Consider the following 22,942-nt stretch of genomic DNA (forward strand, 5'->3'; position numbering starts at 1 on the left):
TCTTACGTAACCTATTTTCAAAACGTAACTCTTCTATAAATAAATCAAATGAGAAATTAGGCTGTTTCATTTTTCATCTATAAACTTGCTCACAATTCCATATGATTTTAGAGAGTTGGGAGCATTAAGTGAATGGTAAACAATTTATTTTTTAGCAAAACCTTGTTTATTTAAATATTCAAGCATGAAGGGCTGTTGGCTTCTTTCAAGATGATCCTCAATATGATCTTTCCATCCCTTTACTTTCTTCACTGTGAAAGGTGCGCTAACAGGACGATCTTGGTAATATTCACGCATCTGTTGGTCATAAGTTGCTAATTTTTCTTCATCTAGTGATTGGTACTGATTATCAAACATGACCATTGATTGAGGCAAACGTGGTTTTAGTCCAGGTTTCTCTCCAGCTGGATGTCCTATGCATAGACCCACTAAAGGAACCACATGCTTTGGTAAATTTAATACCTCAGTTAATTCTGCAATATTAAGTCTTACTCCACCGATATAGACACCACCTAATCCCATTGATTCAGCTGCCGTTAAAGCATTTTGAGCCATGAGCCCAGCATCGAATGAACCTATTAAAAGGTATTCAATATAATCGAGGTCTACCTTGGGAGCAATTTGATGATTTCGGTTAAAATCTGCACAAAAAATCCAAAACTCTGCTGCTTCTTCAATATAAGGTTGATGACCAGAGAGTTGCGTCACTTTTTTTCGAAGAGCTGGATCCGTAATTCTAATGATAGAAACAGCCTGTAGAAGGCTGAAAGACGAAGTTTGATTAGCTGCCTTAAAGATTACATCCCGTTGCTCCTCTGTCAGTGGTTGATTTGTATAAGAACGAATGGATGTATGGTTACAAAGTAATTCAACTGTATTATTCATGTTAGTATTACTCCTTTTTTCTTACATATTTGATTCAAGACTAATTTTGTCCTATTTATCAAGTCACGTTGGAACTATTGGTGAAAACTAAGTATACTTGCATAGACTATAATAAAATCATTACTCTAATTTATGAAGAGGGCAATTTAAATTGCCGTAGTACACTTTTTTGTACTTATGGGTAGAGAAGAGAGGTATAAGGGATGACGAAAATTTGTAAAGGTGGATTTGAAAGAGAGTTTATAAGAGAACAAAGAGAAATGTATGGTATTGCTTATACACAAAACATACTCTCTGGACGTTGGAAGTATTTAATCCTTTGGTTTTTAAAAAATAAAGAACGTCGCTATAGTGAAATTAAATCCTTTTTGTCTGATATCTCTCAAGGTTCGCTTACAAAGCAACTTCGAGAGTTAGAAACAGATGGTATAATTAACCGTGAAGTTTACCCAGAGGTTCCTCCACGCGTGGAATATTCATTAACATCAAAAGGAAAGGCATTGATTCCTATTATTGATCTAATGGAGGAATTCGGAAAAGAATTTGGAGAAAAAGAATAAAAACCTAAAAAAATCATGCTAAACGTTCTTCCGTATACTTATGACTTTGTTCTGCGAAATCTAGCATCACATATATGATAAGTCAGGATGTCTTGCATGGTGGAGGTCAAGATGGATTATGGAAAACAACGAAGATAAATATGCAAACCTTGATTTAAATAAAATTTATGAGTATGCCGATCTGCCGGATAAAGTTAGTGGAAGGTGCGATCACTGCAATTCATCTTACTTCAAAAGTTCTGTAAAAGATGGCGTTTTCTTACGTGAATGCAGGGAATGTGGCATGAAGAAGAGTATCTAATCATAAAGAGCTATATAGTAAAAAGAGAAGGCTTTACCCTTCTCTTTTTTTATTTAACGGTATCTTAGCTCATTTTACACCTATGTCTTAAAAAACGTTATTATTGCTCCTACTGATTTTAATGGAAATTTCGCATTAGCATTTAGTGGTCAACTAAAGATACATTAATAACAAGGAGTATGAATATGGAATACATAGTTGATATATTAGAAACTAAAAAAACCTCTCTAAGCGATGAAAATCAAGAACTGTTAAAGAAATTGATACGAAAAATAAAATCATTTTCTACTACCCCACTCAATCGCAAACATTGTTTACATATGGCTCCATTTGCTGCTTCTAAAGGGATAACAGAAGTTGTAATTAATACTATACAACCGTACGATCTGAGATTGCTTGGCGACAGTTGCTTTCGTGGCTACGATAGCATTGGATATCACTATTGCATCGCATTACTTGCTTGCAGAGTTGCATTAAACGAGGTAGATGAATTAGAAGTTGTAACAGTGCTTGAACATGAAGTTGAGAAAAAATTGAAAGAACATGAACTGGTAGCCTCTAGAGGTGGAGAAAACTATCATGTAATGCTTCGTATTTTTAAGTGTTTTAAAAAAGATACAGATAGGTTAAATCATTTGATGATACGACTACAAGATCACAGGGATTGAGATGCAAAAGCATGTCATTTGCTTTAGTCTACAAAATATTAGGATAGAGATTGTGAAGGTACCGTTTTCTAGTGCTGCCTCCACGGTATTTAGAAAGGTGAAGGGGTAGCTAACCAAGTGCAAAGAAGAAGAACAGAAACTGAATAGATAAAGTAAATAACTCCTAAACTAGTAAGTTTAGGAGTTATCTATCCATGTCATAGACAAAAGGTTGTTGAGTCCCTTTTAAAAAAATATGATTATATTCCCCCAACAATGACTGATTTTTTGTTTTTCAAGAAAGTCACAAACTGCAACAAACGCAATGCAACATGCTCTCTAGTTTTGAACAACACTTCTATTTTTCTTTCTTTTCAATAAAAACTAATGCATTCTTCACATGAGTAAACGTTGTTAAGTCATCAAAAGTAACATACAAATCACCCATTTTCCTGGCTAACAAAGGCGTGATTCCGGTAATCATCACTTCAGTTCCTGTTAGACTAATTAAACGATTTAAGTTATAAATACACGAAACAGTATAGGTATCAATTTCTAGTAGTCCAGAAAAATCAACAATAAAGTAGTCATCTTTTGATTCTTCAATATACGTCGATACTTTTTCCATCAACATGTCGTAACGTTGTTCATTTAACACGCCAATAATCGGTAAAATTGAAACGCCATCCTTCAATGGTACAATAGGGGTAGACATCTGTGTCATTTGTTCGTGATAATCAATAATAAGGTCTCCTTGCTTTACCTTTTCTGTTATATCTTTTTGGACACCCACAAAGTACAGTTTACTTTCCATCCATAAAGGATCAATATATAATTCATTCCAAAAGGGACGGTTGTCTTTCGTATAATTTAAAATTTGAACAGTGATTGATGAGCGTGCGGTAACAGCTTGTTTCATTTCCTTAACTGTGGTGGGGTTCGTTTGTTTACCTTGTAGAAAACGACAGTTTTTCCCCAGGATTTCTTCTATATCGTATCCCGTTAAGTCTAAAAATCCTTTATTTGCATAGATAATGGGGTTATCAGGCAAAGATGGATCCGTTATAATCAGACCAGCACGTGTATAATCAAGAGCTTTCTGAATAAATTGTAGTTCATTTATAGGATCTTTATATAGGACCATTACATGCTCCCCCTTATTTTCTTTATTCTTGATATAAAGTATATCAGTGAATGAATAATATACTATTATAAGTGTGCAGATACATATGTAATTCTATAACTCTGGGTTTACCGATACGAACGTGTAATACAATCATGTCCTGTCGGGAGGACGTATACAGCCTACCTTCTACTAAACGTCATTTACTTTCAAGCACATTTTTAGATTTTTATTGTGTAAGCAACGGATAATACATAAATAAAAAAGGAAGAATGAATTATTCATTCTTCCTTTAATAAATCATGTATTGTTAGTTTTCATTACGTAATTTGAATTATTCTTTAACCAATTTAACAAGCATATGAGCTAGATGATGTTTCTCCTCTTCATTCCCAACTTTCCATAACTGATGTAACAAGTATTGCTCTTCATTTTGTGGTTCTTCATGTTTAGCAAGATAATCAGCTATTTTTTTAGCACCTAGAGTTAATTGGTCATCATTTAAGCCTAGTTTCTCACCTTTTGTGACCTTATCTCCTAAGTATGTTTTAAATTCATTAAAACTAGAAAGAATGTTTTCCTTCTTCTCTTGGCTCATCTCATTTAATTTATTATCTACTTTATGTTCAACAGTCCCTGTATTAGTGTTCATTTTTTATTCTCCTCCTATTTAGATAGTAATGTTCTTACAAGGTGGATTCCCTAGTAGCAAGTATGTAAACATTTAATGATACTTGAATGTGCTCTAGAGAAATTTAGTGCTTTTAATCCCGCCACACTTATTAGTCTGGTGTGCAATTTCAATAAAAATAGACTGAATAAAAGATGTCTTCATATGTTGTGCAAAGACATGCTATAGAGCTGAAAGAAAAGGAAAAGAAGAAGCTATAAAATTAATGACCATTAGAATAATCCGAGAAGGTATAACGAGCAGCATAATCAGTAAATTGACAGGTCTTTTTTTAGAAGAAATTGAAAAACTTCGTCATCAATAAATATAAAAAAGAGCCGTATCTTTTGGGTACGGCTCTTTTTTCGAACATGGCAAATATTAATTTTCATGACAAGGAAATGAAACATCTAATTCCACTTTTAAAGTGTGATTTGTTCCTAAAAATTAGTATAAGAAACAGGTAAGAAAATAATACATCCATTATTTACCTTGTATGTACTTCTTCTATAATAGGAAACTTAAAAGAAACAAGGAGGTGACACAACATGGCAAACAACAAAAGCAGCAACAACAACGAATTATTAGTATACGGTGCTGAACAAGCAATCGATCAAATGAAATATGAAATCGCGAGCGAATTTGGTGTTAACCTTGGTGCTGACACAACTGCACGTGCAAACGGATCAGTAGGTGGCGAAATCACTAAACGTCTTGTACAAATGGCTGAGCAACAACTTGGTGGCGGACGTTTCTAATACAATTTTATAAAATGATGGCTGAAGGAAGAATGGGTATCCATTCTTCCTTTTCCTTTTTAAAATTGGATATATACTTATATTTTGAAATAAAGATTTTGTTAAGTGGAGTATCTCATAAGAATAAAAGCATTAGTTTAATTTTTATCATGTGTTGAAAAAGTAACATAACGCTGAGTTAAAAATAAAGAAAAGATAAAAAACACCTCAAATATATTTATGACAGCCGTACTTGGAAGGTTAAATGGTATAGCACTTCCCCCAACCATAAGTAATACTCCAATCATCATTATATTCCAGCCCATTTTACGGTATAGTGATATCCCAACAATAAGCAAAACGAATGCAACAATAATAACCATTAAAGGTGGACCAGCCCCTCCTACAAGAGTATAGCGAACAATACCATAATCTTGCATTATTTTTGGCTCTTTATTAATCGTTTGTACAATCTCGTAACTTATAAGAGCTAGTGTACTTATGAGGAAGATGATTTTGAATATAAGTTTCTTAGCCCATTGAAGATTGAAATGCTTAGCCACTCCATAAGCAAAAAGTACAAGAGTAGGCGTAAATAAAGCATGAAACCAAAAACGAAACATACTGAGAAGGAAAAGGATATTACCTTCTCCAATAAATGAACCTACAGAAAGGATGACATTATCATAAATTAAACCAGTTATTACAAGAGGTAAAAATGCCATATAAAAGGGTACTGGTCTTTTTTTGATGAGTTTTATGCTAAAAAGAAGCATCACTAAGTAACAAATACTAAACAGAAAATAGAGTATCGTATCAATCATTTTTTTCTCCTTAATTATCTCAGCAAACACTAAGAGTTAATTATCATAATTCATTTCAATGTCACATTTAACAATTGATTCTTTTCATTGAGCAGTTGGTAACTTTTCCACTCATTGCGCGTACTATTTTTTACTTTTATCTTTTGAACTGGAATGTTTTTTGCCCTTAAAGCTTTGATTAAAAGATCTATTGAACTCATAAAAATCACCTTTCAACAAAATTCTCTTATAACAAACCATCAATTAGTTAATACTTTCTTTTATCCATTTTGAAGTAACAGTAACCATTTCGTCCTGTTGTTTCTTTACAGATATAGACGATTTAGAGTCACCCTTCTGTGCTCCATAAATGCCAAATTGACCATGGTTACCACCTTTTATTTCATGCATGGTTGTTTTTTGGGACAATAAATGCTTTGTATCTTCAATTTTTTCTACGGTTGATAAACCATCTTTTTCACCATAAATCGAAAGCATAGGAAGTTTCTTATTTGAGAAATCAGTTCCTTCATCTGGATAAGAACCTAACAAGAATACACCATCAATTTCTTTAGAGTGATTATAAGCAAACTTAGATGCAGTAACTCCCCCTAAGGAATGACCACCTACGACCCATTTATGGATAGAGGAGTGGGCATCTATTATCTCCTGTGCTTTGTTGGAGTCAAATAATGCAAAGTTAAAGTTCACATTGGGTATAGCCACTAAATAACCTTGTTTTGCTAATTGTTTACCGTAATAGCTATACGCTTCCGGTTCTACTTTTGCTCCAGGATACAAAACAATTCCCACTCGATTATTCTTTTTCGAGTTGAAAATAACCCAATCTTTTTCATACTTAATGTCCTTTTTATTCACGAGTGTATAAAGTTTTTGAGATGGTTCATATGTTTGTTGTGACCAGGTAAAGAAACCAAGAAAACCTATTATGATTATTACAACTAAACCAATGGAGAGATAAGTGATTTTTCTTTTCATAGATATTCGTCCTTTCTTGCTGTAGATTCTTGTTGACTAATTGTGTTTATTACTGATGTTTTACTACCTAAAGACTTAGTTGAATATAAGTTAAATTTTATAAAGATTATAACTCTATAATTAATTATATATACCGGAAGGTTAATTAATCAACTAGTTAATTTTAACAATGATAAAATGCTCAAAATAAAAAAACAAGATGTGACTAAATAGACAGCTTAAATAAGCGACCTTGTATACACGTGAAGAACGTGACTAAGGTCGCTTATGCTCCATTCCTATTTATAATTTTTGGTTTCTTTTCTTTATAACAACATACCTGACTTCTAATTAAGCTTCCGATGTAATTTCACCCTCATGGTTGATTTTTTCGAATAAATAAGTAAGGTAGGAATCCAATTCAAATTGATTATCTTCAACAAAACCTGATAATACAGACTTACTATCTTCTCTCATCTTTAGTCCCTCCACTTTATATATGTTACATTATTTTGCATGACGACCATGATTATTGTTCTGACGCATTTTTCGCAAAATGAAGCTTACAATAAGTACTAAAACGATAGATCCGATAATCGCTGGAATGATGGCAAAACCACCGATAACAGGTCCCCAACTTCCTAAAATAAGGCCGCCTAACCATGAACCGATAAAACCAGCGATAATATTACCGATAATTCCTCCAGGAATGTCGCGCCCTGTAATTAAACCAGCAAGCCAGCCAATAATTCCACCTACAATTAGTGTCCATATAATGCTCATACATTATTCTCTCCTCTCTAAATAGTTAGTTGACTTTACCCCCAAATAAGAGCCATTAATCTTGTTATTTTCTTAAAAATGTAATTACGTAGTATATCTAATGCTTCTTTATGTTATTTATTTAGAAACCTTCTAGACAGCCAATTTAATCGTTGACCTCCACAGTCTTATCAAAAGAATAAGTAATCCAGAATTATATATAGCGTAGCGATAGATTATTGAGCATTCATTCAACTTATTTTTGACATAGTTTTGAATGTAAAAGCTACATAGCTATACGGCTTTCACGCTAATGTAATTAAACTTACAGACAGTCAATTTTAAGTTACTTGTCGATTTCCCTCACATTGTAAAAAACACGTAAAAGAAAGTGAAACAACTGGAATCTTTTACATACATCGAGAATTAGTGGGGAAAATATCCTTAAATAAAAACGTAGGAGTTTAGATTTAATGAAGTTCATTAAAAAATTATTAAAGTATAACAAGGATAAAAATGAAAAGAATCCTTCAAAAAAAAGAGAAAAAATCTCTAACCATACTTTCTCAACAATTAAAGAAAATATCTTCACAATAAATCAAATTTTTTCAAATACAGAGGATTTAGTTATAAAAAATCTAGAGATAAAGAATGTGCAGGGAGTCATTATTTACCTGGAAACGATGGTAGATAAGGAAAAGATACAGAAATACGTTTTGAATCCCTGTTTACAATCACCTTTGGAACCAATCTCGGATATGCTTGGTGCTAACTTCCAGGCTTCCACTGTTTTTGATCAGGTTGAGGCCGCGCTTTTAGAGGGTTCTTGTGTTCTAAGTTTAGACGGTTATGCAGAGCTGTTTACCGTTGATGTCTCTCTATCAAAGGAACGTTCTGTTACAGAACCGGAGAACGAAAAAATTGTTCAAGGATCTCATGATGGGTTTATTGAAAACCTTTTGACGAACCTTCACTTACTTAGAAAAACAGTGCAAAGTCCTAATCTATCCGTGAAGTATCTTTCTACTGGTACACAAGTGAAATCTAAAATAGCACTTGTTTATTTAAATAACCTTGTTAATGAAGAAATAATTCATGAATGTGAATATAGAATAAAATCCATATCGATGGATAATGTTGTAAACATTGGATTCTTGGAAGAATTAATTGAAGACTCTACACTATCACCTTTTCCTCAACTATTAAACACAGAAAGAGTAGATCGTGTGGCAGGACATTTAAATGAAGGTAGAGTTGCTGTTTTAATGGAAGGAAGCCCAACTGCTTTACTTTTTCCGGTTACCTTTTTTGCTTTTTATCAGTCACCAGACGATTATAGTTCTCGGTGGATAATTGGAACGTTTGTACGTTCTATTCGACATACCAGTTTTTTAATTTCAATTATATTGCCAGCTTTTTATATTGCTGTCATCGCTTTTCACTTTGAAGTATTGCCTGATGAACTCGTAAACCCTGTTGGAAGTTCAATTAATAAAATTCCTTTTCCCCCATTGATTGAAGCATTGATTATGGAATTAACCATTGAATTAATTCGAGAAGCTGGAATACGTCTTCCTTCAAGAATCGGTCAAACCATTGGTATAGTTGGAGGACTTGTTATTGGGGACGCTGTTGTTCAGGCAGGGCTTATCTCAACTACAATGATTGTTGTTGTCGCTCTAACTGCTATTTCTTCTTTTTGCGTTCCATCTCACGGAATGAGTGACGCGATCCGGTTGTTACGCTTTCCTTTTATGTTTCTCGCTGCCTCATTTGGATTTGTTGGAATAGTGTTTGGATTTATTGTTCTTTTAGCTCACCTATGTAAATTGGAGTCTTTTGGTACGCCTTACTTCGCTCCATTTGCTCCACTTAGAATAAAAGATATTAAAGATACTTTTTTAAGATTGCCCATTTGGAAATTAAAAACACGACCATTAGATTCGCATCCTAAGCATATTGAACAACAAAATCCTTTAAGGGGATGGGACTACAATGATACGAAAAGAAAATAGAATTTCAAATACACAATTGTTTTTTATTATTATTCAAGCTCAAATTGGAGTTGGTATCTTATCACTACCTCATGACGTATCACTACTATCAAAAAACGATGGATGGATATCAACTTTAATTGCAGGGACAATGGTGCAAGTCGTTATTTTGGTTTTGTGGGGACTTGGCAGGAAATTTCCATCTTTAACTATTTATGAAATAATTCCTCGTGTAATAGGGAAAAGGTTAGGAAAGATTATTATTTTCTGTTATGCCATTTACTTTATTGTGACAGGAAGTTTAGTTTTATCTCGTTTCATTCAAGTAATTGATACATGGATCTTACAAAGGACACCAAACTGGATATTAATTTTTTTAACATTAGGAGTTTGCGTGCATCTTGTGAAAGATACCTTAAGAAGCATTGCTCGTTTTTATGTACTTGTTACGCCATTATTAATTATTTTATTTGGGCTAGTTACATACGCACTGAAAGATGCTAATTTCCTGTATATATTTCCAATTGGTCAATCCGGTGTATCAAATATAATAAAAGGTTCTAAAGAAGCTATATTTTCAATGTTAGGTTTTGAGTTTATTCTTTTCCTCTATCCTTTTGTAAAAGCAACTGATGGACGTAAACTTGTTGCGGTTTCAAGTGCCAACCTTTTTGTAACGCTGTTTTATACGTATATGGTGTTTGCTAGTCTAATCTTTTTTGAAACTAGGCAAGATCTGTATCTTACTCCCCAGCCTTTGTTGTATATGATTAAATCTTACTCTTTTCAGATTGTTGAGCGAATTGATTTGTTCTTCCTATCAATCTGGATTATATCTGTTGTTACATCTATTGCAAGCTGGATTTTTCTTGCCTCTAATGGTTTCAAATACTTTTTTAACCGTACCAATCACGCTACGTTTCTTCCATATACTGCGGGGATTGTTTTCATATTGGCTCTTTTTCCTAAAAATGAAACTGACCTTCAAAAATTTAATAAAATTTTAGAACCAGCACACTTAGGATTTATCGTGGTCATACCATTATTTTTATTCTTATTTTCGTTTTTCTTTACTAAAAAAAGACCAGGAAATCACAGTCTATGAGGTTTAAAAGATTAGTTGCAATCAGTATATGTTTACTGCTAACAGCAGGATGCTGGGATCAAAATTTGATGAAAAATGCCATCCTAATACAGACTATAACATTTGATCGCACCGATGATGACAAATTTTTATTTGGAATTGCCATACCTGATATTTATAGCAACTCATTGACATCAGGACAAGAGACTATAGCTAGTAATAGTCAAACCTTGTCTACAATTGCAAATACACCTAGAGAAGGACGCATGAAATTAAATACAGAAATACCTGGTAATTTAGATGCTTCGAAAAATAAGCTTATATTGTTCGGTGAAAAATTTGCAAAAGGTGATATTTATCCATCTTTAGATGTAATTTGGCGTGATCCACGTAGTTCTATGAGTGCCAAATTGGCAGTAGTAAAAGGAGCAGCAGTAGATATACTTAATATTAAACCTAAATTAGAGTCAAGTATTAGCCAAAACATCTTAAATTTAATACAAAGTACTGAGACGAATACAATCATTCCCGACGAAACCATACAGACTCTCGCTTCAGAGATACTTGATCCAGGTGAAGACATTGCTCTTCCTTTATTAAAAATAGGCCATAATGGTACAACTATTGATGTGGAAGGCCTAGCATTATTTAATGACAGAAAATTAACAGGAACTCTATCCCAAGGAGAATCCACACTTTTTCTTTTATTAAATAATAAGAGAGGAAAATACGCACGTTTTACAAAAAATATAAATAATAATAAGTCTAAGATGACAAATTTTATTTCTCTGAATGTTAATAATATGAGACGAAAACTAAATGTTTCCGTGGACAAAGATGGAAACGTTTTTGTTAATCTAAACCTACATTTAGAATTAGCAGTAGAAGAATTCCCTATAGGAAATGTACCTAAGAAACTTAATCAACTAAATGAAGAACTATCAAAAAAATTCACTAATGAAGCAGAAGAAGTAGTCCACAAATTGCAAGAAGCTAATTGTGATGCTTTTGGTATTGGAAGGCGACTAATTGCTTTTCACCATGGGTCCTGGTTAAAAAAAGATAAAGCAAGCTATTTCAGAAACGTAAAATTTGAATCAAAAGTAGAAGTGGAAATTGTTCGGTACGGTATTGTTAAATAAAGTAATAAAATTGAGAGAATAACGATGTAACACCGATATGAATTCATTCTTTTAAGGATAAGTCTCCTAAATAGGAGGCTTATTCATATTCATATCAGAAGTCAAAAACGAGAATATATTGTATTATCATTCATCCATTTTCTACTGAAGTAGGATTTCTTTTTTATTTTTCAATTGGACAGACATGTATTCAAATTCCGATGTAAATCAAAAAAATTCCGTAATACGAATCGCTTTTTAAAAAAAGAAAGTATAAAAAATTCTTGAAACCAACTGAGAATACATAATTTAGTGGGTGAGTTCAACTAATTGTATTAGATAGATTGACCATTTCCCATTCCCCATTCCCTTACCCATTTCATGAATAAACTAGGTACCAGGCCTGATATAAAAATTAAGAGATTGGTCTATTTTTATAGCACAGCAAATATATTGTTTATCGGGTTGTTATCTAGGCCTTTGTACCCTTCATTCCTAAGGGACATTTACCTAATTCCCAAGGGAGGATAAAACCAAAATACCTAGAGTATTATGTTTAAGAATTATTTATTTCAGGAGGATTCATATGTCTAAAAATTTAACATCAGCTATTCCAGTTTCACTAAAATCTCTTTCGGTTAGTCATAACTCAATCATTTCAACCACTAGTTCAAGCCAAGAACGAATACAATACCATAAAGCAGTCCTAGAATCCGTTGGTATTACCTCAATCTCATCTCTTGGGACACTGAATTTATCAGGGAATTTAATACCCCAAGCAGGTGTTACAAGACCTGACTCTAATTTAATTACTACCCAGGCCTACTTTCAGTCAGCTTATAAAGTAAACAATACTGTAAGCGCACCTGTACTTCAACCTTTTGGTGGCCAAGGTTCTATTTTAAAATCAGTTCCATTTCCATCTAAAACAGTATCTTTTGCTTCCACACCAAGTATTGCTTCTCAAATTAATATCGATACAGCCTATTGGGTAGCTACGGAAATAAATCTACAGGATAATACCACTGTGGTTCTTAAGCAACCTCAACAATATCTTATTTTAATTGCGGAAAAAATTACAGTTGGAAAAAATGTTACGTTTACTTGGGAAAGGCCAAGCAAATCTATTCCATCTAAGCCTTGGAAACCTGGAACCCCTCCTCAAGCACCAACATCTACAACGCTTGTAGGAATTTCAGGAACAAACGGTACACATGGTATCAAAGGTAATAAAGCCCCAGATGGGAATAATGCGCCTGAGTTAGAAGTATGGGTGCTTGATATGATTGGACGTCCTGCTTTTGATTTAAGAGGGCAAGATGGAATTACTGGTGGCGCCGGACAAGATGGAGGAAATGGTGGCCAAGGAGGAAAAGGAAAACCTGCTCAATTAGACTGGTCAGGATTCTGTAAGGCAGGAGCAGGTGCTGGAGGTAACGGAGGAGTAGGTGGAAATGCAGGTCAGGGTGGAGACGGAGGACATGGAGGGCATGGAGGGAAGCTTTCAATTTATGCTCCACAGGCAGTTATCAACGAATACCTTAAAGGTTTTTATATCACTGTCGATGGAGGACGCGGGGGAAGTGGAGGTCAGCCTGGCTATCCTGGTATAGGAGGTGCCGGGGGTCCAGTTGGGGATTCCGTTAAGGCAAACTTTGGCGCAGTTTGTGGTCCTGGATCGAGAACTGCAGGATTAAAGGGACCCGATGGCTCTTATGCTGGTCAAGGTTCTAGTGGATACAGTGGAGGAAAATTCGCAGAGGCAGTCGGTATGTATGTCATCGATCCAGATGATATTCGTATTAAACTGTTAGAGCCGGCTATTTTTGAAGCAGTGCCAGCTTATGCTTTTGTAGATGATAGCATAACCTTAAAAGGTAAACGCTTTACAAAGTCCGATACCGTGTTAGTAGACGGTTCTCCTGTGCAAACAAACGCTTTTAGTGACACTGCTCTGCAGTTTATAGTTCCTTCTTTAAAAGGTGGGCAGCATACCATTCAGGTAAAACAGCTGGATGGAACTTTATCTAATAAGGCTTCTATATATATTAAACCTAAAATCGACTCTGCTCAGCAGGATAATCAGATCACTGCACGTGTGAGTCCAGGAAGGAAGGTAAGCTTAATAGGTAGTGGATTTTCAGAAAGTGCACTTGTCCGAATAAATGATCAAGATATGCCGGATGTTACCTTATTAAGTCCTACTCAACTGGAATTTACATTAGTTAGACCAACTTCAATAGAGGAAAACCCATCGGGGGAACCAGTAAAGGTGAGCGTTTTACTATCGGACGGAACACCATCTAACACTATTAATTTAGTTTTAGATACATTTCATACGCTTGTAATAGGCGATTCTGTTTCTTGGGGTCAAGGGTTAGCTGAACATGAAAAACATTATTCCCTTGTTGGGAATGCTATAAAAGTACGAAATGGGAATATCGGATACTATACTCAAGTACTTGCTCATTCAGGAGCTATTATTGGAGTCAACGATGATTCATCTCTTCCAACGACAGATGGAGAGGTGCCTAATTCATACCCGACTATCATTAAGCAGTGTGATTTATTTGTAGGAGATCCTTCTAAAGTAGATCTTATCATTATGGATGGTGGAATAAACGATGTTAACCTTAGAACCGTCCTAAATCCTTTTACTGATATTGATTTAACTGAGCTACATCGTAAGCACTTTCTCGATGGTAGCAAAATCCTATTAGAAAAAGTAGCAACTACCTTTCCCAATGCTAAGGTAATTGTAACTGGATACTACCCTCCTGTTTCTGAACATAGTGATTTAAGTGCTGTGGAAATTTTATTAGTTGCTTTAGGAATAGCAGTGCAAGGAATACCGGGTGGTATTGGTGCTGGATTTCTGACTAAGCAGCACCTTCAAATCATACATGCAAGAAGTATGCAGCTTGCCAATGAGTCCAAAGTGTTTCTTCAACAGGCTGTAGATGAAACAAATGCTAACTTAACCGGAGAAAAACGCTTTTTCTTTGCTGACCCAAATATTGATGGGGAGCACTCTGCACTTACTGATGATCCGTACGTATTTGGCATTAATTTAGATATGTCACCACAAGATTTTATTGCAGCAGAAAGGCTGGTTTCTTGTACAAAATCTGGATGTACAGGAGTCGATTTTGAGATTTGCAAACGCGCTTCAATTGGCCATCCCAACAAAAAAGGGGCCATCGCTTACGCAGAAGCAATCTATCCGTTTTTGTAATAAGCTAATTTCATAAGAAATCGATTTTTTGTAGAAATAGCGAGAATAAGAAATAAAAAAGTACACCTAAGAGTATAGATATTATAGCAAAAAGAGAAGGTTAACCCCTTCTCTTTTTTGATTATGTTTATCTTATTGTGATTTTATTGGTGTAAATAGGTATCTAAGGTTCTAGAGAACCTCCTTTACCACGGTATCGTTCCTTTTTAACACCAACCTAAAATAACAAAAGCCTTTCTTCGGAGCGCATGAAGCAATAAGTTTCATTAGATAGTTGGATAAGGTATTTGTGTTTTTAAACCGAATATATATCAGATAATTAAACTAAATTAAGGTAGAGTAGACATGGATAAAAGAGTACGTTTTGACTTTGAAGTTGATTTTACTAATGGTGATGGAATACAAGGTCAGGAATTTCGTCTTGATATTGATGACAATGATACCTCTGATGAAGAATTGGCTAAATATATTGTAAAAGATATGAGGTTGCTAATGGTTCATGAAGTAAGGATACTAAACAAGAAGATTATTAATAAAAAGCATAAACGACAACCTATTGACGAAAACATTAAAAAATAAAAAACTTATCTGTTTTTGTGTTAATTAACTCATTTTTTAGCAGGATGTGTTCCATGTGAGCTTCTACTGTCCATGAGTAGAAGCTCTTTTTATTTAAGCTTTTTCCTTTTGGATATAAAAATAAATGTAAAGTTATCTAAGTCACCTACTTTTGTTTATAATATGTTTCTATCTTGCCTTCTATCTATAGGGTAGAGGGTTTTCCTATGTAATTTGTTTAAATTATGGACCTATTGGACATGAATAGATATGTTACCTTTCTCGCAGGGTATATAATGACATTTCCATCACACAAATGGCCTTCTACCTGACAGGAGTAGAAGGTTTTTTGTTATCAATTATTATTAACATCAATACTAATTGCTGAATTAACTACATTACTTAAAGTAGTTTTATTTTTACTGTCTAACTTATTGCACAAACGAAATAATATGTAGCTTCGTAAACCCATCAATCCCCACCACTATTTCAGCTTTATTAATCAGGGTTACATGTTATTTTTCCATACCTCAATGCATCATAAATAGCACGTCCATCGCTTAAATTTGTTTCTGTATATTTAATAGGCAATAGCGAGAAGATAATATAATAAACAGAAAAATAGACAAACTGGTAAGAAAAGAGACTTGCTGAAAGGATGTCAGTCATAACTAAACCATTTATAAGGAAAATAGCAGCTAAATTAGCAATGGCACCTCCAGCATAGACACAAGCATGGGTAAATCGGTTGTCATATTTTAGTTTTTCATATACACAAAAAGAATCTAAAAAGTAAACGGATTTTATTTTAACTTTCTTCCATTTGAAAATCGTTTTTCCTTTTCCAATTGTAAAATCCACTCTCCCTCCGAAAAAGATTGCCATGATAGAATGACCTAATTGGTGAACAAGAGATACAAGTGGTAGTACAAGTAAGAAAGAAAAAAAGAACTTAGGCATATCATTGAATCCAAACACACTTCCATCTCCTTTATTATGAAATGATTTACTAAATGGTTAGCTTATCAAAGTAGATAAATTCTATTTGATAGTGGACAAGTATGCCCCAACAGGGAATGTGCCTTTTTTAATCATATGTACACCCCTTCGTCTGGCACTTCGAAAGGGACTTTAATCAACGTATAGGACCAATTGATTTTTACTAAAGCAGTAGTTAAAGTAATTAATACCCTTTGAGCCTTGCCTATGAATAATACTACCTTAAACATTCTTCATAACAATAAACGACCCTATGTATCGTAAACAAAGTTACTAAGGTCGCTTATGTTATATTCTGATTTATTATTTTTTTATCTTTTTCTTTAGAACAAAACATTTGGCTTCTCATTAAGCTTCTGACGGAATTTCGCTCTCATGATTAATTTGGTCGAATAAATAAGTAAGGTAAGAATCTAATTCGAATTGATTATCTTCAACAAAATCATCTAACGCAGATTTACTTTCCTCTCTCATCTTTAGTCCCTCCAATTTATGTTTTTTACTTTATTTTGCATGATGACCATGATTCTTGTTTTGCCCCATTTTTCTTAGAACAAAGCTTACAATTAATACTAAAATGATAGATCCAATAATGGCTGGAATGATGGCAAAACCACCAACGACTGGTCCCCAACTTCCCAAGATTAGACTACCTAACCAAGAGCCAATAAAACCTGCGATAATATTACCTATAATACCTCCAGGAACATCACGTCCGGTAAGTAAACCAGCGAGCCAACCAATAATTCCACCTACAATTAGCATCCATAGAATTTCCATATACCATTCTCTCCTTTTAAAATAGTTAGTTGACTTTACCCTCGTCTAAAATCCATTAATCCTGTTATTTTTTTCCTCAATAAAGTTTTTCTCCTGATGTACTAAGATCATATAGCTCTGCTTGCAATCTATTTTTGTTCTTTTGGACACCTTCTAACGTCTCGTCCATTTTATGAAAAATATAAGTGACTAGACTAACCCCCAGCGTATAAATTGCTATCTTATAAACCATGACATCAATATATGCTTTTTTTCATACTATATTTTGGGGGTGAGTAAATGGCAAGAGTAAAGTACAGTAGTTCAGACATTAACTTAATGGCAAGGATGATGCGAGCAGAAGCTGAAGGTGAAGGAAGACAAGGAATGTTATATGTGGGAAATGTAATTGTTAATCGTCTTGCAGCAAATTGTATAGACTTTAAAAATTTAAGAACCGTTTCACAAGTCATTTATCAAGTCCAGGGGGGGAATTATTCGTTTGAAGCTGTTCAAAAAGGCAATGTGTTTTATCAAAGAGCAAGAGGTGTTGAAAAAAGATTAGCAAAGCAGAATTTGGATTATTGGAGACAACACCCAGCGAAATTTGCTCTTTGGTATTTTAATCCACATGCTCCGTGCCCTCCAACATGGTACGGTCAACCTGCATCTGGTCAATTTAAAAATCATTGTTATTATGAACCAAAACCTGATACATGTGCTAGTGTTTACAGAGGTTAGACTATCAAGGAGTTATGATTAATTCTGGAGTAGGATGGGGGAGCTGCGAATACAACATTTTAGTCGTAAGTACTGGTAGCTAGCGCTATTTATTCAATGCAACTCCTATAGATCATGTGACAGTGGTCCGTTGAAAAAAACTTTGTCCCTACTGTAACCTATTTCTTTAATCTTTGTTTTGATGTATTTTTACCTAGCGAAATAACAAGGGAACTTCCTGGTCAGTAGGTGTTCCCTTGTTTCGCATAAGCAGTTAATCAAATGAAACAAGAAATAGTACTAATAAGGTAAATAAGTCATAAAAAAGAGGAAGAGAGTTCTCTTCCTCTTTTTTATAGCTTTATCATTAGTATTCCCTGTAATATGCATATTAAATAATGTAACTACATGATGATAGACTTAATGAATTTCAGTAATGCCCGATAGACGAATAGAGAATATATTGTGTTGTTCATCCTCTAGAGAAAGAGTTTGATCATGAAGATTAAGATCATTTACACGTCCCTTACATGTTTGTAATAAACCGTTTTGATAATAGTTAATGGTAATGACACCTTTCTTTCTCAATGCTTTCAATATCATGCTCCGTTCCCCTTTCTTCCTAATAACTAATATAGGAATGTGTTATTCAAATAAGTAATTACCATGCAGAATTTGTGAGAAAATCATACAAGTTAAAAGTTATATCGTTTTATATTATTTAGTATACAGCAAACTCGCAGGAAACGCTTACATTTCATTGTGTAAACTTTGTGAACTTTCACAAGTAAGAAAGCTCAAAGAATAAAAGAGGAAAAGAAATATATGTCTAGAATCTATATCTATGTTTCAATCCATCTATTATACCTTCTTGTAAATGAGCTTCTATTTAATGCTAATTGTTTAACAGGTAAAAATTCCCTGTACTTAATTCGTTTTAATTTCCATACTTTATGTATGTCGCATACTCTTATCAATTTACCTCATTGCTTTAACTAGTAAGAACATTAGTTTTAGAACCCTTCTAATGGATACGCAAATTAATAATTGTACTTGGAAATGGAGCGATACGATGAATAAGACGTATGATGTCATCATTACCGGTGCTAGAGTTGCCGGCTCTACCCTTGCTATTTATCTTGGGAAGGCAGGTTTTCATGTGTTGTTAGTAGACCAAGCGACCTTTCCAAAGGATACATTATCAACGCATACTTTTTTCAATAATACTGTCGCTCTTCTTCGAGAAATCGGTGTCATGGACAAATTATTGGAAACAAACGCCCCACCGGTACAGGATATTAAATTTCAATTTGAGGATACCGCGATAGAAGGACTCATCCCTAAGGTTGACGGAGAAGAAAGTTGTTATTGCATTAGAAGAACTTATCTCGATCAGATCCTACTTGAACAAGCCAAATCACAAATGAATGTAACCGTTCTAGAAAGGTTTCGTGTGACGGATGTTATTCATGCTGACGATACAGTAGTAGGGGTGGAGGGTCTAGATGGCAATAACGAGAAACAAGAATTTTTAGCTCGCCTGGTAGTCGGGGCAGACGGCCGATCCTCAATTATTCGCAAGCTGGTAAAAAGTGAACTCAAAATAAGCATTTCGGCAAAAGTCGGCATCTATTTCGGGTACTTCTCTGAATTTCGCGATGACAATGTCCCTAAATTTGAAGTATACAAGATAAAAGATAACACAGCCATTCTCTTTCCAACGAATGATAATTTATATGTTATCGCCGGCATTTTCCCATTAGAAAATAAGGAATTGATAGCACGATTGAAATTAAATCCGGAAAGCTGTCTACGCAATTTCTTAACAGATAACTTTCCGAATACAACAATAGGGACGCGTTTAAAAAATGCGGAATTAGTAGAACCAGTTAAAGGCATTCTCAGATATGATAATTACTGGTATAAAGGAATGGGAAAAGGGTGGGCGTTGGTTGGAGATGCAGTTTGTTTTAAAGATCCTGGCATGGCACAAGGTATCCATGATGCTATATGTGGAGCACGCATATTATCCAATATTCTCTCAAAATATAAGAGACAATCAAATCAATCAAATCAAATATCTGAAGAATATCAAAAGGCAATAGAAGACGAGTTTATGGTTCGGTTTCACATGGGATGTCAAATTTCGCAGAATGAACGCATCTCTGAACAACAGAATGCTGTCAATAAGCTAATCAGTTCCCATCCAGAGGCTATAGAGAAGTTTTTAGGGATTTATAATTACTCAAACGAGCCCGATGCTTTAGAAAAAGAACTCACACGAATTATACAGTCAATCTAGCAGTAATTTTGAAATTGACCTAAGAGTTTTCAAGAATTAGCAATGAGGGGAAAGTAAACCGAGGGTAGGAAGGGATATATCAAAAACAAAGATTTTATTCTGTTACGATTAGTACATTTTATCTAAAACATACTCAATATAAAAAGCCACTTGTTTCATACAAGTGGCTCTTTGTTACGTTGAATACATTAAATCATTCCCACATGTAAATATAGTACTTTCTCATTATTTCATATAATAAGTAACTAGCTCGTAGCAACGTTCTCTAGTCATTTCGTGTAAAATACGAGCTTCTTCAGCATAGGCTAAAGTTCCTCCTCCAGCTTCTTTCAACTCTTTTTGAGAAGCAGCATCTCTATCTTTAATCCATTGACGTTGTTTGATTTTTAGATTATTCATTTCTGATGCAGGTAATTGGTTTTTTAATTCACCATAGATATCGTTCAACACCTGATCCCACATTTGATAATTGGCTCCAGACGCTTGCCTTCTGTCACCATCAATCTGATCATTAACTGGCTGTACTTCACTAGCTCTAGTTTGTTCTAGTAAATCTAAATAATAAGCTTTTTTGCTATTAGTTATGGTTGTAGCTGAACTATTCGTTGATTGAGTGCTTGAAGTTGGACCAGTCTTTGATACAGTAGTAATCGGTCCATTTTTAGCTATATCAGTTAAGTATAATTGGTTATTGATAAGCACTGCTTTGTACATCCAATTATATTTATTTGTTTTTTGAGATCCATCTGGTTGTATAACAGATACAGTCTCTACAGTTTGTATGTTATAAAGAGGCCCATCAGAAGAGTTACCTGCTTTCGTAAAATTCACTACAGAATAATCTACCCAGTTCTCTTTAATACCCTTCTTATATAAGTTGCTTACTAATGATTGTTGGTCATTGTATAACGAACCTTTTAAAACATGTGCAACATTACTGAACTGGCCCGTATTAATTGCAGTTGTTAGTCCATTTATGTAGTCAGCCATTACTAGAGCTGCTGTATCTTTAGTAACAAAAGCGTTATCGGAGACTGTATTTGAATTAGTTGAGTTTTGCTGATTACTATTTTTGTGAACAGCACTCGCATGATCGCTACCTTTTATAGTTGAAGGTTCCCCAGTATTATTGTCTGTAGCATTATTACTATCTTGATTTGTTTTAGTAGCACTATTATCACTGGTCTCCTGGCTACTAACCTCCCTAGTTTCTCCTGATTTTGAATCAACCTTTTCTTCTTGTTGACAGCCAGAAACCAGTAAAGAAGTTATGGTTATTAATAAAAAAACACCTTTTTTATACATAGTTGTTCCCCCTCTAAAAGTTGTTAATTTTACGTGTATTTTACCAATATTAAAAGATAGTATAACAACGTTTTATTCCTTAATAGTGATATTATTTAATAGTGAAATATTATAAATTTTTCGAAACAGTTTATTAATAATTAATTCGTAAAAAACAGTCTCAAAATAAGAGACTGTCATCTTCTTCTTTATGTCAGAGCTATAATACTTATATAAATAGTAACTAGTTTTTAATCTTCCCAGAGTTCATTCATCAAGTCTTCGATTTCTTTTTCTCTTTTTTTAGTTTCTTGCTTATCGACTGTTACTTTATTTCCTGTAATGTAAACAACATCTCCTACTTGTGTATCTTCAGGGAAGATATCTTTTGGATAATCTTTTGTTATGCCTTCAATTTCCACAACAGCAAATCCCTCTTCAAACCGATCAATAATACCTTTTATCTTTTTCATAATTACCTCGATTTTTTAACAGAATAAGATGTTCCATCGCCCGTGATAATAATCGTACCACTTTGATCTGTTCGCAGAATACTTACTTTAGAATTTTTTAGTAAGTTCACAACCTGAGAAGTAGGATGTCCATAACTATTTTTACCCACGCTAATGACTGCATACTTAGGCTTTACAGCGTCTAAGAAGTTTTTACTTGTAGACGTTTTGGCTCCATGATGGCCTACTTTAAGTACATCTGCACGTAGTGTTTTCTTCGCCTTAATCATGTCTGATTCTGCTTTTGTTTCAGCATCCCCTGTAAATAAAAATGTATTTTTCTTATAAGCCATGTGTACAACAGCACTCCAGTCATTTAAATCACTGTTGGCATAGGTTTTGGTAGGCCCTACAATTTGCGCATTTACATCTTTAACAGGTAGCTTTACGCCTGCTTGTGCCGTTTTAATCGTTAATTTTTTCTTTTTCACAGCATTTAAAAAGTCTTTGTAAGCTTGCGTGTTATTACTTACTTTTGGTGCATAAACATTTTCTACTTTGAATGCATTAATGACTTCATCTAACCCACCAATGTGATCAGCATCAGGATGAGTAGAAATTAACACTTCTATATCATCGACTTTTTGTTTCTTTAAATAACTTACGACTGCATTTCCTTTTCCTTTGTTTCCACCATCAATAACAATGTCCTCACCGTTAGGAGCTTTAATGTAGATACTATCTCCTTGACCGACATCAATGTAATGCACTTTCATGGTTTTGGGTGTTGCTGCGTATGAGGAAGCTGGAGCTGCAGCAACTCCTATTCCTATAGCTAGCGAAGAAACAATCTTGATAACACGACTTTTCATTGTTTTATCCCCTTTTATAAATGTATTTTCATATGTAGTGTTCTTTTATAGCAAAATTAATTTTACTACACGAAACCATACGTTAATATAAAATAA

The 22,942-nt window shown here is 34.2% G+C and carries 26 protein-coding genes; 11 read left to right on the forward strand and 15 right to left on the reverse strand.

The features are described 5' to 3' along the window. Positions 1–144 precede the first annotated feature (144 nt). Positions 145–885, reverse strand: a complete 741-nt coding sequence (gene nfsA / locus LJC66_RS14600) for an oxygen-insensitive NADPH nitroreductase (RefSeq protein ID WP_230932877.1) — start codon at positions 883–885, stop codon at positions 145–147. A gap of 203 nt (positions 886–1,088) precedes the next feature. On the opposite strand from nfsA, the gene LJC66_RS14605 reads away from it, so the two are divergent. From LJC66_RS14605 to LJC66_RS14615, 3 genes are all read left to right on the forward strand, one after another. Continuing rightward, complete coding sequence (locus LJC66_RS14605) at positions 1,089–1,445, forward strand: winged helix-turn-helix transcriptional regulator (RefSeq protein ID WP_308280732.1); 357 nt, start codon at positions 1,089–1,091, stop codon at positions 1,443–1,445. Between the two features lie 118 nt (positions 1,446–1,563). After that, positions 1,564–1,746, forward strand: coding sequence for a DUF8096 family protein (locus LJC66_RS14610; RefSeq protein WP_230932878.1), 183 nt, complete (start codon positions 1,564–1,566; stop codon positions 1,744–1,746). Between the two features lie 185 nt (positions 1,747–1,931). After that, positions 1,932–2,414, forward strand: coding sequence for a hypothetical protein (locus tag LJC66_RS14615; protein WP_230932879.1), 483 nt, complete (start codon positions 1,932–1,934; stop codon positions 2,412–2,414). Between the two features lie 337 nt (positions 2,415–2,751). On the opposite strand, the gene ytvA is transcribed toward LJC66_RS14615, so the two are convergent. Both ytvA and LJC66_RS14625 read right to left on the reverse strand, forming a co-directional pair. Further along, complete coding sequence (ytvA, locus tag LJC66_RS14620; RefSeq protein ID WP_230932880.1) at positions 2,752–3,537, reverse strand: YtvA family blue-light photoreceptor; 786 nt, start codon at positions 3,535–3,537, stop codon at positions 2,752–2,754. Between the two features lie 313 nt (positions 3,538–3,850). Then, positions 3,851–4,168: a DUF3243 domain-containing protein gene (locus LJC66_RS14625; protein ID WP_230932881.1), complete on the reverse strand. Its 318-nt coding sequence runs from the start codon at positions 4,166–4,168 to the stop codon at positions 3,851–3,853. Positions 4,169–4,734: 566 nt separating this feature from the next. On the opposite strand from LJC66_RS14625, the gene LJC66_RS14630 reads away from it, so the two are divergent. Then, positions 4,735–4,944, forward strand: coding sequence for an alpha/beta-type small acid-soluble spore protein (locus LJC66_RS14630; protein ID WP_013084404.1), 210 nt, complete (start codon positions 4,735–4,737; stop codon positions 4,942–4,944). Between the two features lie 137 nt (positions 4,945–5,081). On the opposite strand, the gene LJC66_RS14635 is transcribed toward LJC66_RS14630, so the two are convergent. From LJC66_RS14635 to LJC66_RS14650, 5 genes are all read right to left on the reverse strand, one after another. Continuing rightward, positions 5,082–5,747 carry a hypothetical protein gene (locus LJC66_RS14635; RefSeq protein ID WP_230932882.1) on the reverse strand — a complete coding sequence of 222 codons (666 nt, stop codon included), beginning with the start codon at positions 5,745–5,747 and terminating at the stop codon, positions 5,082–5,084. A gap of 50 nt (positions 5,748–5,797) precedes the next feature. Next, positions 5,798–5,947 (reverse strand): hypothetical protein, encoded by a 150-nt coding sequence (locus LJC66_RS14640; protein ID WP_155404215.1) that lies wholly within the window; start codon positions 5,945–5,947, stop codon positions 5,798–5,800. A gap of 43 nt (positions 5,948–5,990) precedes the next feature. Then, positions 5,991–6,725, reverse strand: a complete 735-nt coding sequence (locus tag LJC66_RS14645) for an alpha/beta fold hydrolase (RefSeq protein WP_230932883.1) — start codon at positions 6,723–6,725, stop codon at positions 5,991–5,993. Between the two features lie 330 nt (positions 6,726–7,055). Next, entirely contained in the window at positions 7,056–7,181 is a 126-nt protein-coding gene (locus LJC66_RS27780; RefSeq protein ID WP_269067651.1) for a hypothetical protein, read from the reverse strand. Between the two features lie 30 nt (positions 7,182–7,211). Next, a complete protein-coding gene (locus LJC66_RS14650; RefSeq protein ID WP_230932884.1) occupies positions 7,212–7,487 on the reverse strand; it encodes a GlsB/YeaQ/YmgE family stress response membrane protein in 276 nt (91 codons plus the stop codon). A 452-nt stretch (positions 7,488–7,939) separates the two neighbouring features. On the opposite strand from LJC66_RS14650, the gene LJC66_RS14655 reads away from it, so the two are divergent. The 5 genes from LJC66_RS14655 to LJC66_RS14675 all read left to right on the forward strand — a co-directional run bounded on the left by LJC66_RS14655 (position 7,940) and on the right by LJC66_RS14675 (position 15,479). Then, complete coding sequence (locus tag LJC66_RS14655; protein WP_230932885.1) at positions 7,940–9,481, forward strand: spore germination protein; 1,542 nt, start codon at positions 7,940–7,942, stop codon at positions 9,479–9,481. Continuing rightward, complete coding sequence (locus tag LJC66_RS14660) at positions 9,462–10,565, forward strand: GerAB/ArcD/ProY family transporter (protein ID WP_230932886.1); 1,104 nt, start codon at positions 9,462–9,464, stop codon at positions 10,563–10,565. Before LJC66_RS14655 ends, LJC66_RS14660 begins: the two co-directional genes overlap by 20 nt. Further along, positions 10,562–11,686: a Ger(x)C family spore germination protein gene (locus LJC66_RS14665; RefSeq protein WP_230932887.1), complete on the forward strand. Its 1,125-nt coding sequence runs from the start codon at positions 10,562–10,564 to the stop codon at positions 11,684–11,686. Before LJC66_RS14660 ends, LJC66_RS14665 begins: the two co-directional genes overlap by 4 nt. A gap of 565 nt (positions 11,687–12,251) precedes the next feature. After that, positions 12,252–14,900, forward strand: coding sequence for an SGNH/GDSL hydrolase family protein (locus LJC66_RS14670; RefSeq protein WP_230932888.1), 2,649 nt, complete (start codon positions 12,252–12,254; stop codon positions 14,898–14,900). Between the two features lie 345 nt (positions 14,901–15,245). Continuing rightward, positions 15,246–15,479 (forward strand): cyclase, encoded by a 234-nt coding sequence (locus tag LJC66_RS14675; RefSeq protein ID WP_098792098.1) that lies wholly within the window; start codon positions 15,246–15,248, stop codon positions 15,477–15,479. A gap of 477 nt (positions 15,480–15,956) precedes the next feature. Here the strand turns inward: LJC66_RS14675 and LJC66_RS14680 are convergent, their stop codons facing one another. From LJC66_RS14680 to LJC66_RS14685, 3 genes are all read right to left on the reverse strand, one after another. Next, on the reverse strand, positions 15,957–16,436 hold the full coding sequence (locus LJC66_RS14680) for a site-2 protease family protein (RefSeq protein WP_230932889.1): 480 nt from the start codon (positions 16,434–16,436) through the stop codon (positions 15,957–15,959). 369 nt (positions 16,437–16,805) lie between these two features. Then, positions 16,806–16,931, reverse strand: coding sequence for a hypothetical protein (locus tag LJC66_RS27785; protein ID WP_269067652.1), 126 nt, complete (start codon positions 16,929–16,931; stop codon positions 16,806–16,808). Between the two features lie 30 nt (positions 16,932–16,961). Beyond that, a complete protein-coding gene (locus LJC66_RS14685; RefSeq protein ID WP_098792096.1) occupies positions 16,962–17,237 on the reverse strand; it encodes a GlsB/YeaQ/YmgE family stress response membrane protein in 276 nt (91 codons plus the stop codon). 279 nt (positions 17,238–17,516) lie between these two features. Between LJC66_RS14685 and LJC66_RS14690 the strand changes: the two genes are divergently transcribed. After that, positions 17,517–17,957 (forward strand): cell wall hydrolase, encoded by a 441-nt coding sequence (locus tag LJC66_RS14690; protein ID WP_230932890.1) that lies wholly within the window; start codon positions 17,517–17,519, stop codon positions 17,955–17,957. Positions 17,958–18,356: 399 nt separating this feature from the next. On the opposite strand, the gene LJC66_RS14695 is transcribed toward LJC66_RS14690, so the two are convergent. Further along, positions 18,357–18,539, reverse strand: coding sequence for a YolD-like family protein (locus tag LJC66_RS14695; RefSeq protein WP_029324141.1), 183 nt, complete (start codon positions 18,537–18,539; stop codon positions 18,357–18,359). Positions 18,540–19,008: 469 nt separating this feature from the next. Here LJC66_RS14695 and LJC66_RS14700 point away from each other — a divergent pair, with 469 nt between their 5' ends. After that, the gene (locus LJC66_RS14700; protein WP_230932891.1) at positions 19,009–20,238 is read left to right on the forward strand and encodes an NAD(P)/FAD-dependent oxidoreductase; all 1,230 of its coding nucleotides are present in this window, start codon (positions 19,009–19,011) and stop codon (positions 20,236–20,238) included. A 225-nt stretch (positions 20,239–20,463) separates the two neighbouring features. Here LJC66_RS14700 and LJC66_RS14705 read toward each other — a convergent pair whose 3' ends face one another. The 3 genes from LJC66_RS14705 to LJC66_RS14715 form a co-directional block, all read right to left on the reverse strand. Further along, positions 20,464–21,543, reverse strand: coding sequence for a lysozyme inhibitor LprI family protein (locus LJC66_RS14705; RefSeq protein WP_230932892.1), 1,080 nt, complete (start codon positions 21,541–21,543; stop codon positions 20,464–20,466). Between the two features lie 230 nt (positions 21,544–21,773). After that, positions 21,774–21,995 carry a DUF3006 domain-containing protein gene (locus tag LJC66_RS14710; RefSeq protein WP_136790348.1) on the reverse strand — a complete coding sequence of 74 codons (222 nt, stop codon included), beginning with the start codon at positions 21,993–21,995 and terminating at the stop codon, positions 21,774–21,776. 2 nt (positions 21,996–21,997) lie between these two features. After that, positions 21,998–22,846 (reverse strand): ComEC/Rec2 family competence protein, encoded by an 849-nt coding sequence (locus tag LJC66_RS14715; RefSeq protein WP_230932893.1) that lies wholly within the window; start codon positions 22,844–22,846, stop codon positions 21,998–22,000. Positions 22,847–22,942: the final 96 nt, after the last annotated feature.

Source organism: Priestia sp. TSO9 (assembly GCF_021029645.1).
Lineage (GTDB): Bacteria > Bacillota > Bacilli > Bacillales > Bacillaceae_H > Priestia > Priestia megaterium_E.

Bases quoted from the DNA above. Each gene is read 5' to 3' on its own strand.
- LJC66_RS14670 (WP_230932888.1), top strand. From the start codon at position 12,252: ATGTCTAAAAATTTAACATCAGCTATTCCAGTTTCACTAAAATCTCTT.
- LJC66_RS27785 (WP_269067652.1), bottom strand. From the start codon at position 16,931: ATGAGAGAGGAAAGTAAATCTGCGTTAGATGATTTTGTTGAAGATAAT.
- LJC66_RS14685 (WP_098792096.1), bottom strand. From the start codon at position 17,237: ATGGAAATTCTATGGATGCTAATTGTAGGTGGAATTATTGGTTGGCTC.
- LJC66_RS14705 (WP_230932892.1), bottom strand. From the start codon at position 21,543: ATGTATAAAAAAGGTGTTTTTTTATTAATAACCATAACTTCTTTACTG.
- LJC66_RS14655 (WP_230932885.1), top strand. From the start codon at position 7,940: ATGAAGTTCATTAAAAAATTATTAAAGTATAACAAGGATAAAAATGAA.
- LJC66_RS14660 (WP_230932886.1), top strand. From the start codon at position 9,462: ATGATACGAAAAGAAAATAGAATTTCAAATACACAATTGTTTTTTATT.
- LJC66_RS14605 (WP_308280732.1), top strand. From the start codon at position 1,089: ATGACGAAAATTTGTAAAGGTGGATTTGAAAGAGAGTTTATAAGAGAA.
- LJC66_RS14650 (WP_230932884.1), bottom strand. From the start codon at position 7,487: ATGAGCATTATATGGACACTAATTGTAGGTGGAATTATTGGCTGGCTT.
- LJC66_RS14675 (WP_098792098.1), top strand. From the start codon at position 15,246: ATGGATAAAAGAGTACGTTTTGACTTTGAAGTTGATTTTACTAATGGT.
- LJC66_RS14610 (WP_230932878.1), top strand. From the start codon at position 1,564: ATGGAAAACAACGAAGATAAATATGCAAACCTTGATTTAAATAAAATT.
- LJC66_RS14665 (WP_230932887.1), top strand. From the start codon at position 10,562: ATGAGGTTTAAAAGATTAGTTGCAATCAGTATATGTTTACTGCTAACA.
- LJC66_RS14690 (WP_230932890.1), top strand. From the start codon at position 17,517: ATGGCAAGAGTAAAGTACAGTAGTTCAGACATTAACTTAATGGCAAGG.
- LJC66_RS14630 (WP_013084404.1), top strand. From the start codon at position 4,735: ATGGCAAACAACAAAAGCAGCAACAACAACGAATTATTAGTATACGGT.
- LJC66_RS14645 (WP_230932883.1), bottom strand. From the start codon at position 6,725: ATGAAAAGAAAAATCACTTATCTCTCCATTGGTTTAGTTGTAATAATC.
- ytvA (WP_230932880.1), bottom strand. From the start codon at position 3,537: ATGGTCCTATATAAAGATCCTATAAATGAACTACAATTTATTCAGAAA.
- LJC66_RS14700 (WP_230932891.1), top strand. From the start codon at position 19,009: ATGAATAAGACGTATGATGTCATCATTACCGGTGCTAGAGTTGCCGGC.
- LJC66_RS14635 (WP_230932882.1), bottom strand. From the start codon at position 5,747: ATGATTGATACGATACTCTATTTTCTGTTTAGTATTTGTTACTTAGTG.
- LJC66_RS14715 (WP_230932893.1), bottom strand. From the start codon at position 22,846: ATGAAAAGTCGTGTTATCAAGATTGTTTCTTCGCTAGCTATAGGAATA.
- LJC66_RS14625 (WP_230932881.1), bottom strand. From the start codon at position 4,168: ATGAACACTAATACAGGGACTGTTGAACATAAAGTAGATAATAAATTA.
- LJC66_RS14615 (WP_230932879.1), top strand. From the start codon at position 1,932: ATGGAATACATAGTTGATATATTAGAAACTAAAAAAACCTCTCTAAGC.
- LJC66_RS14640 (WP_155404215.1), bottom strand. From the start codon at position 5,947: ATGAGTTCAATAGATCTTTTAATCAAAGCTTTAAGGGCAAAAAACATT.
- LJC66_RS14710 (WP_136790348.1), bottom strand. From the start codon at position 21,995: ATGAAAAAGATAAAAGGTATTATTGATCGGTTTGAAGAGGGATTTGCT.
- nfsA (WP_230932877.1), bottom strand. From the start codon at position 885: ATGAATAATACAGTTGAATTACTTTGTAACCATACATCCATTCGTTCT.
- LJC66_RS14695 (WP_029324141.1), bottom strand. From the start codon at position 18,539: ATGATATTGAAAGCATTGAGAAAGAAAGGTGTCATTACCATTAACTAT.
- LJC66_RS27780 (WP_269067651.1), bottom strand. From the start codon at position 7,181: ATGAGAGAAGATAGTAAGTCTGTATTATCAGGTTTTGTTGAAGATAAT.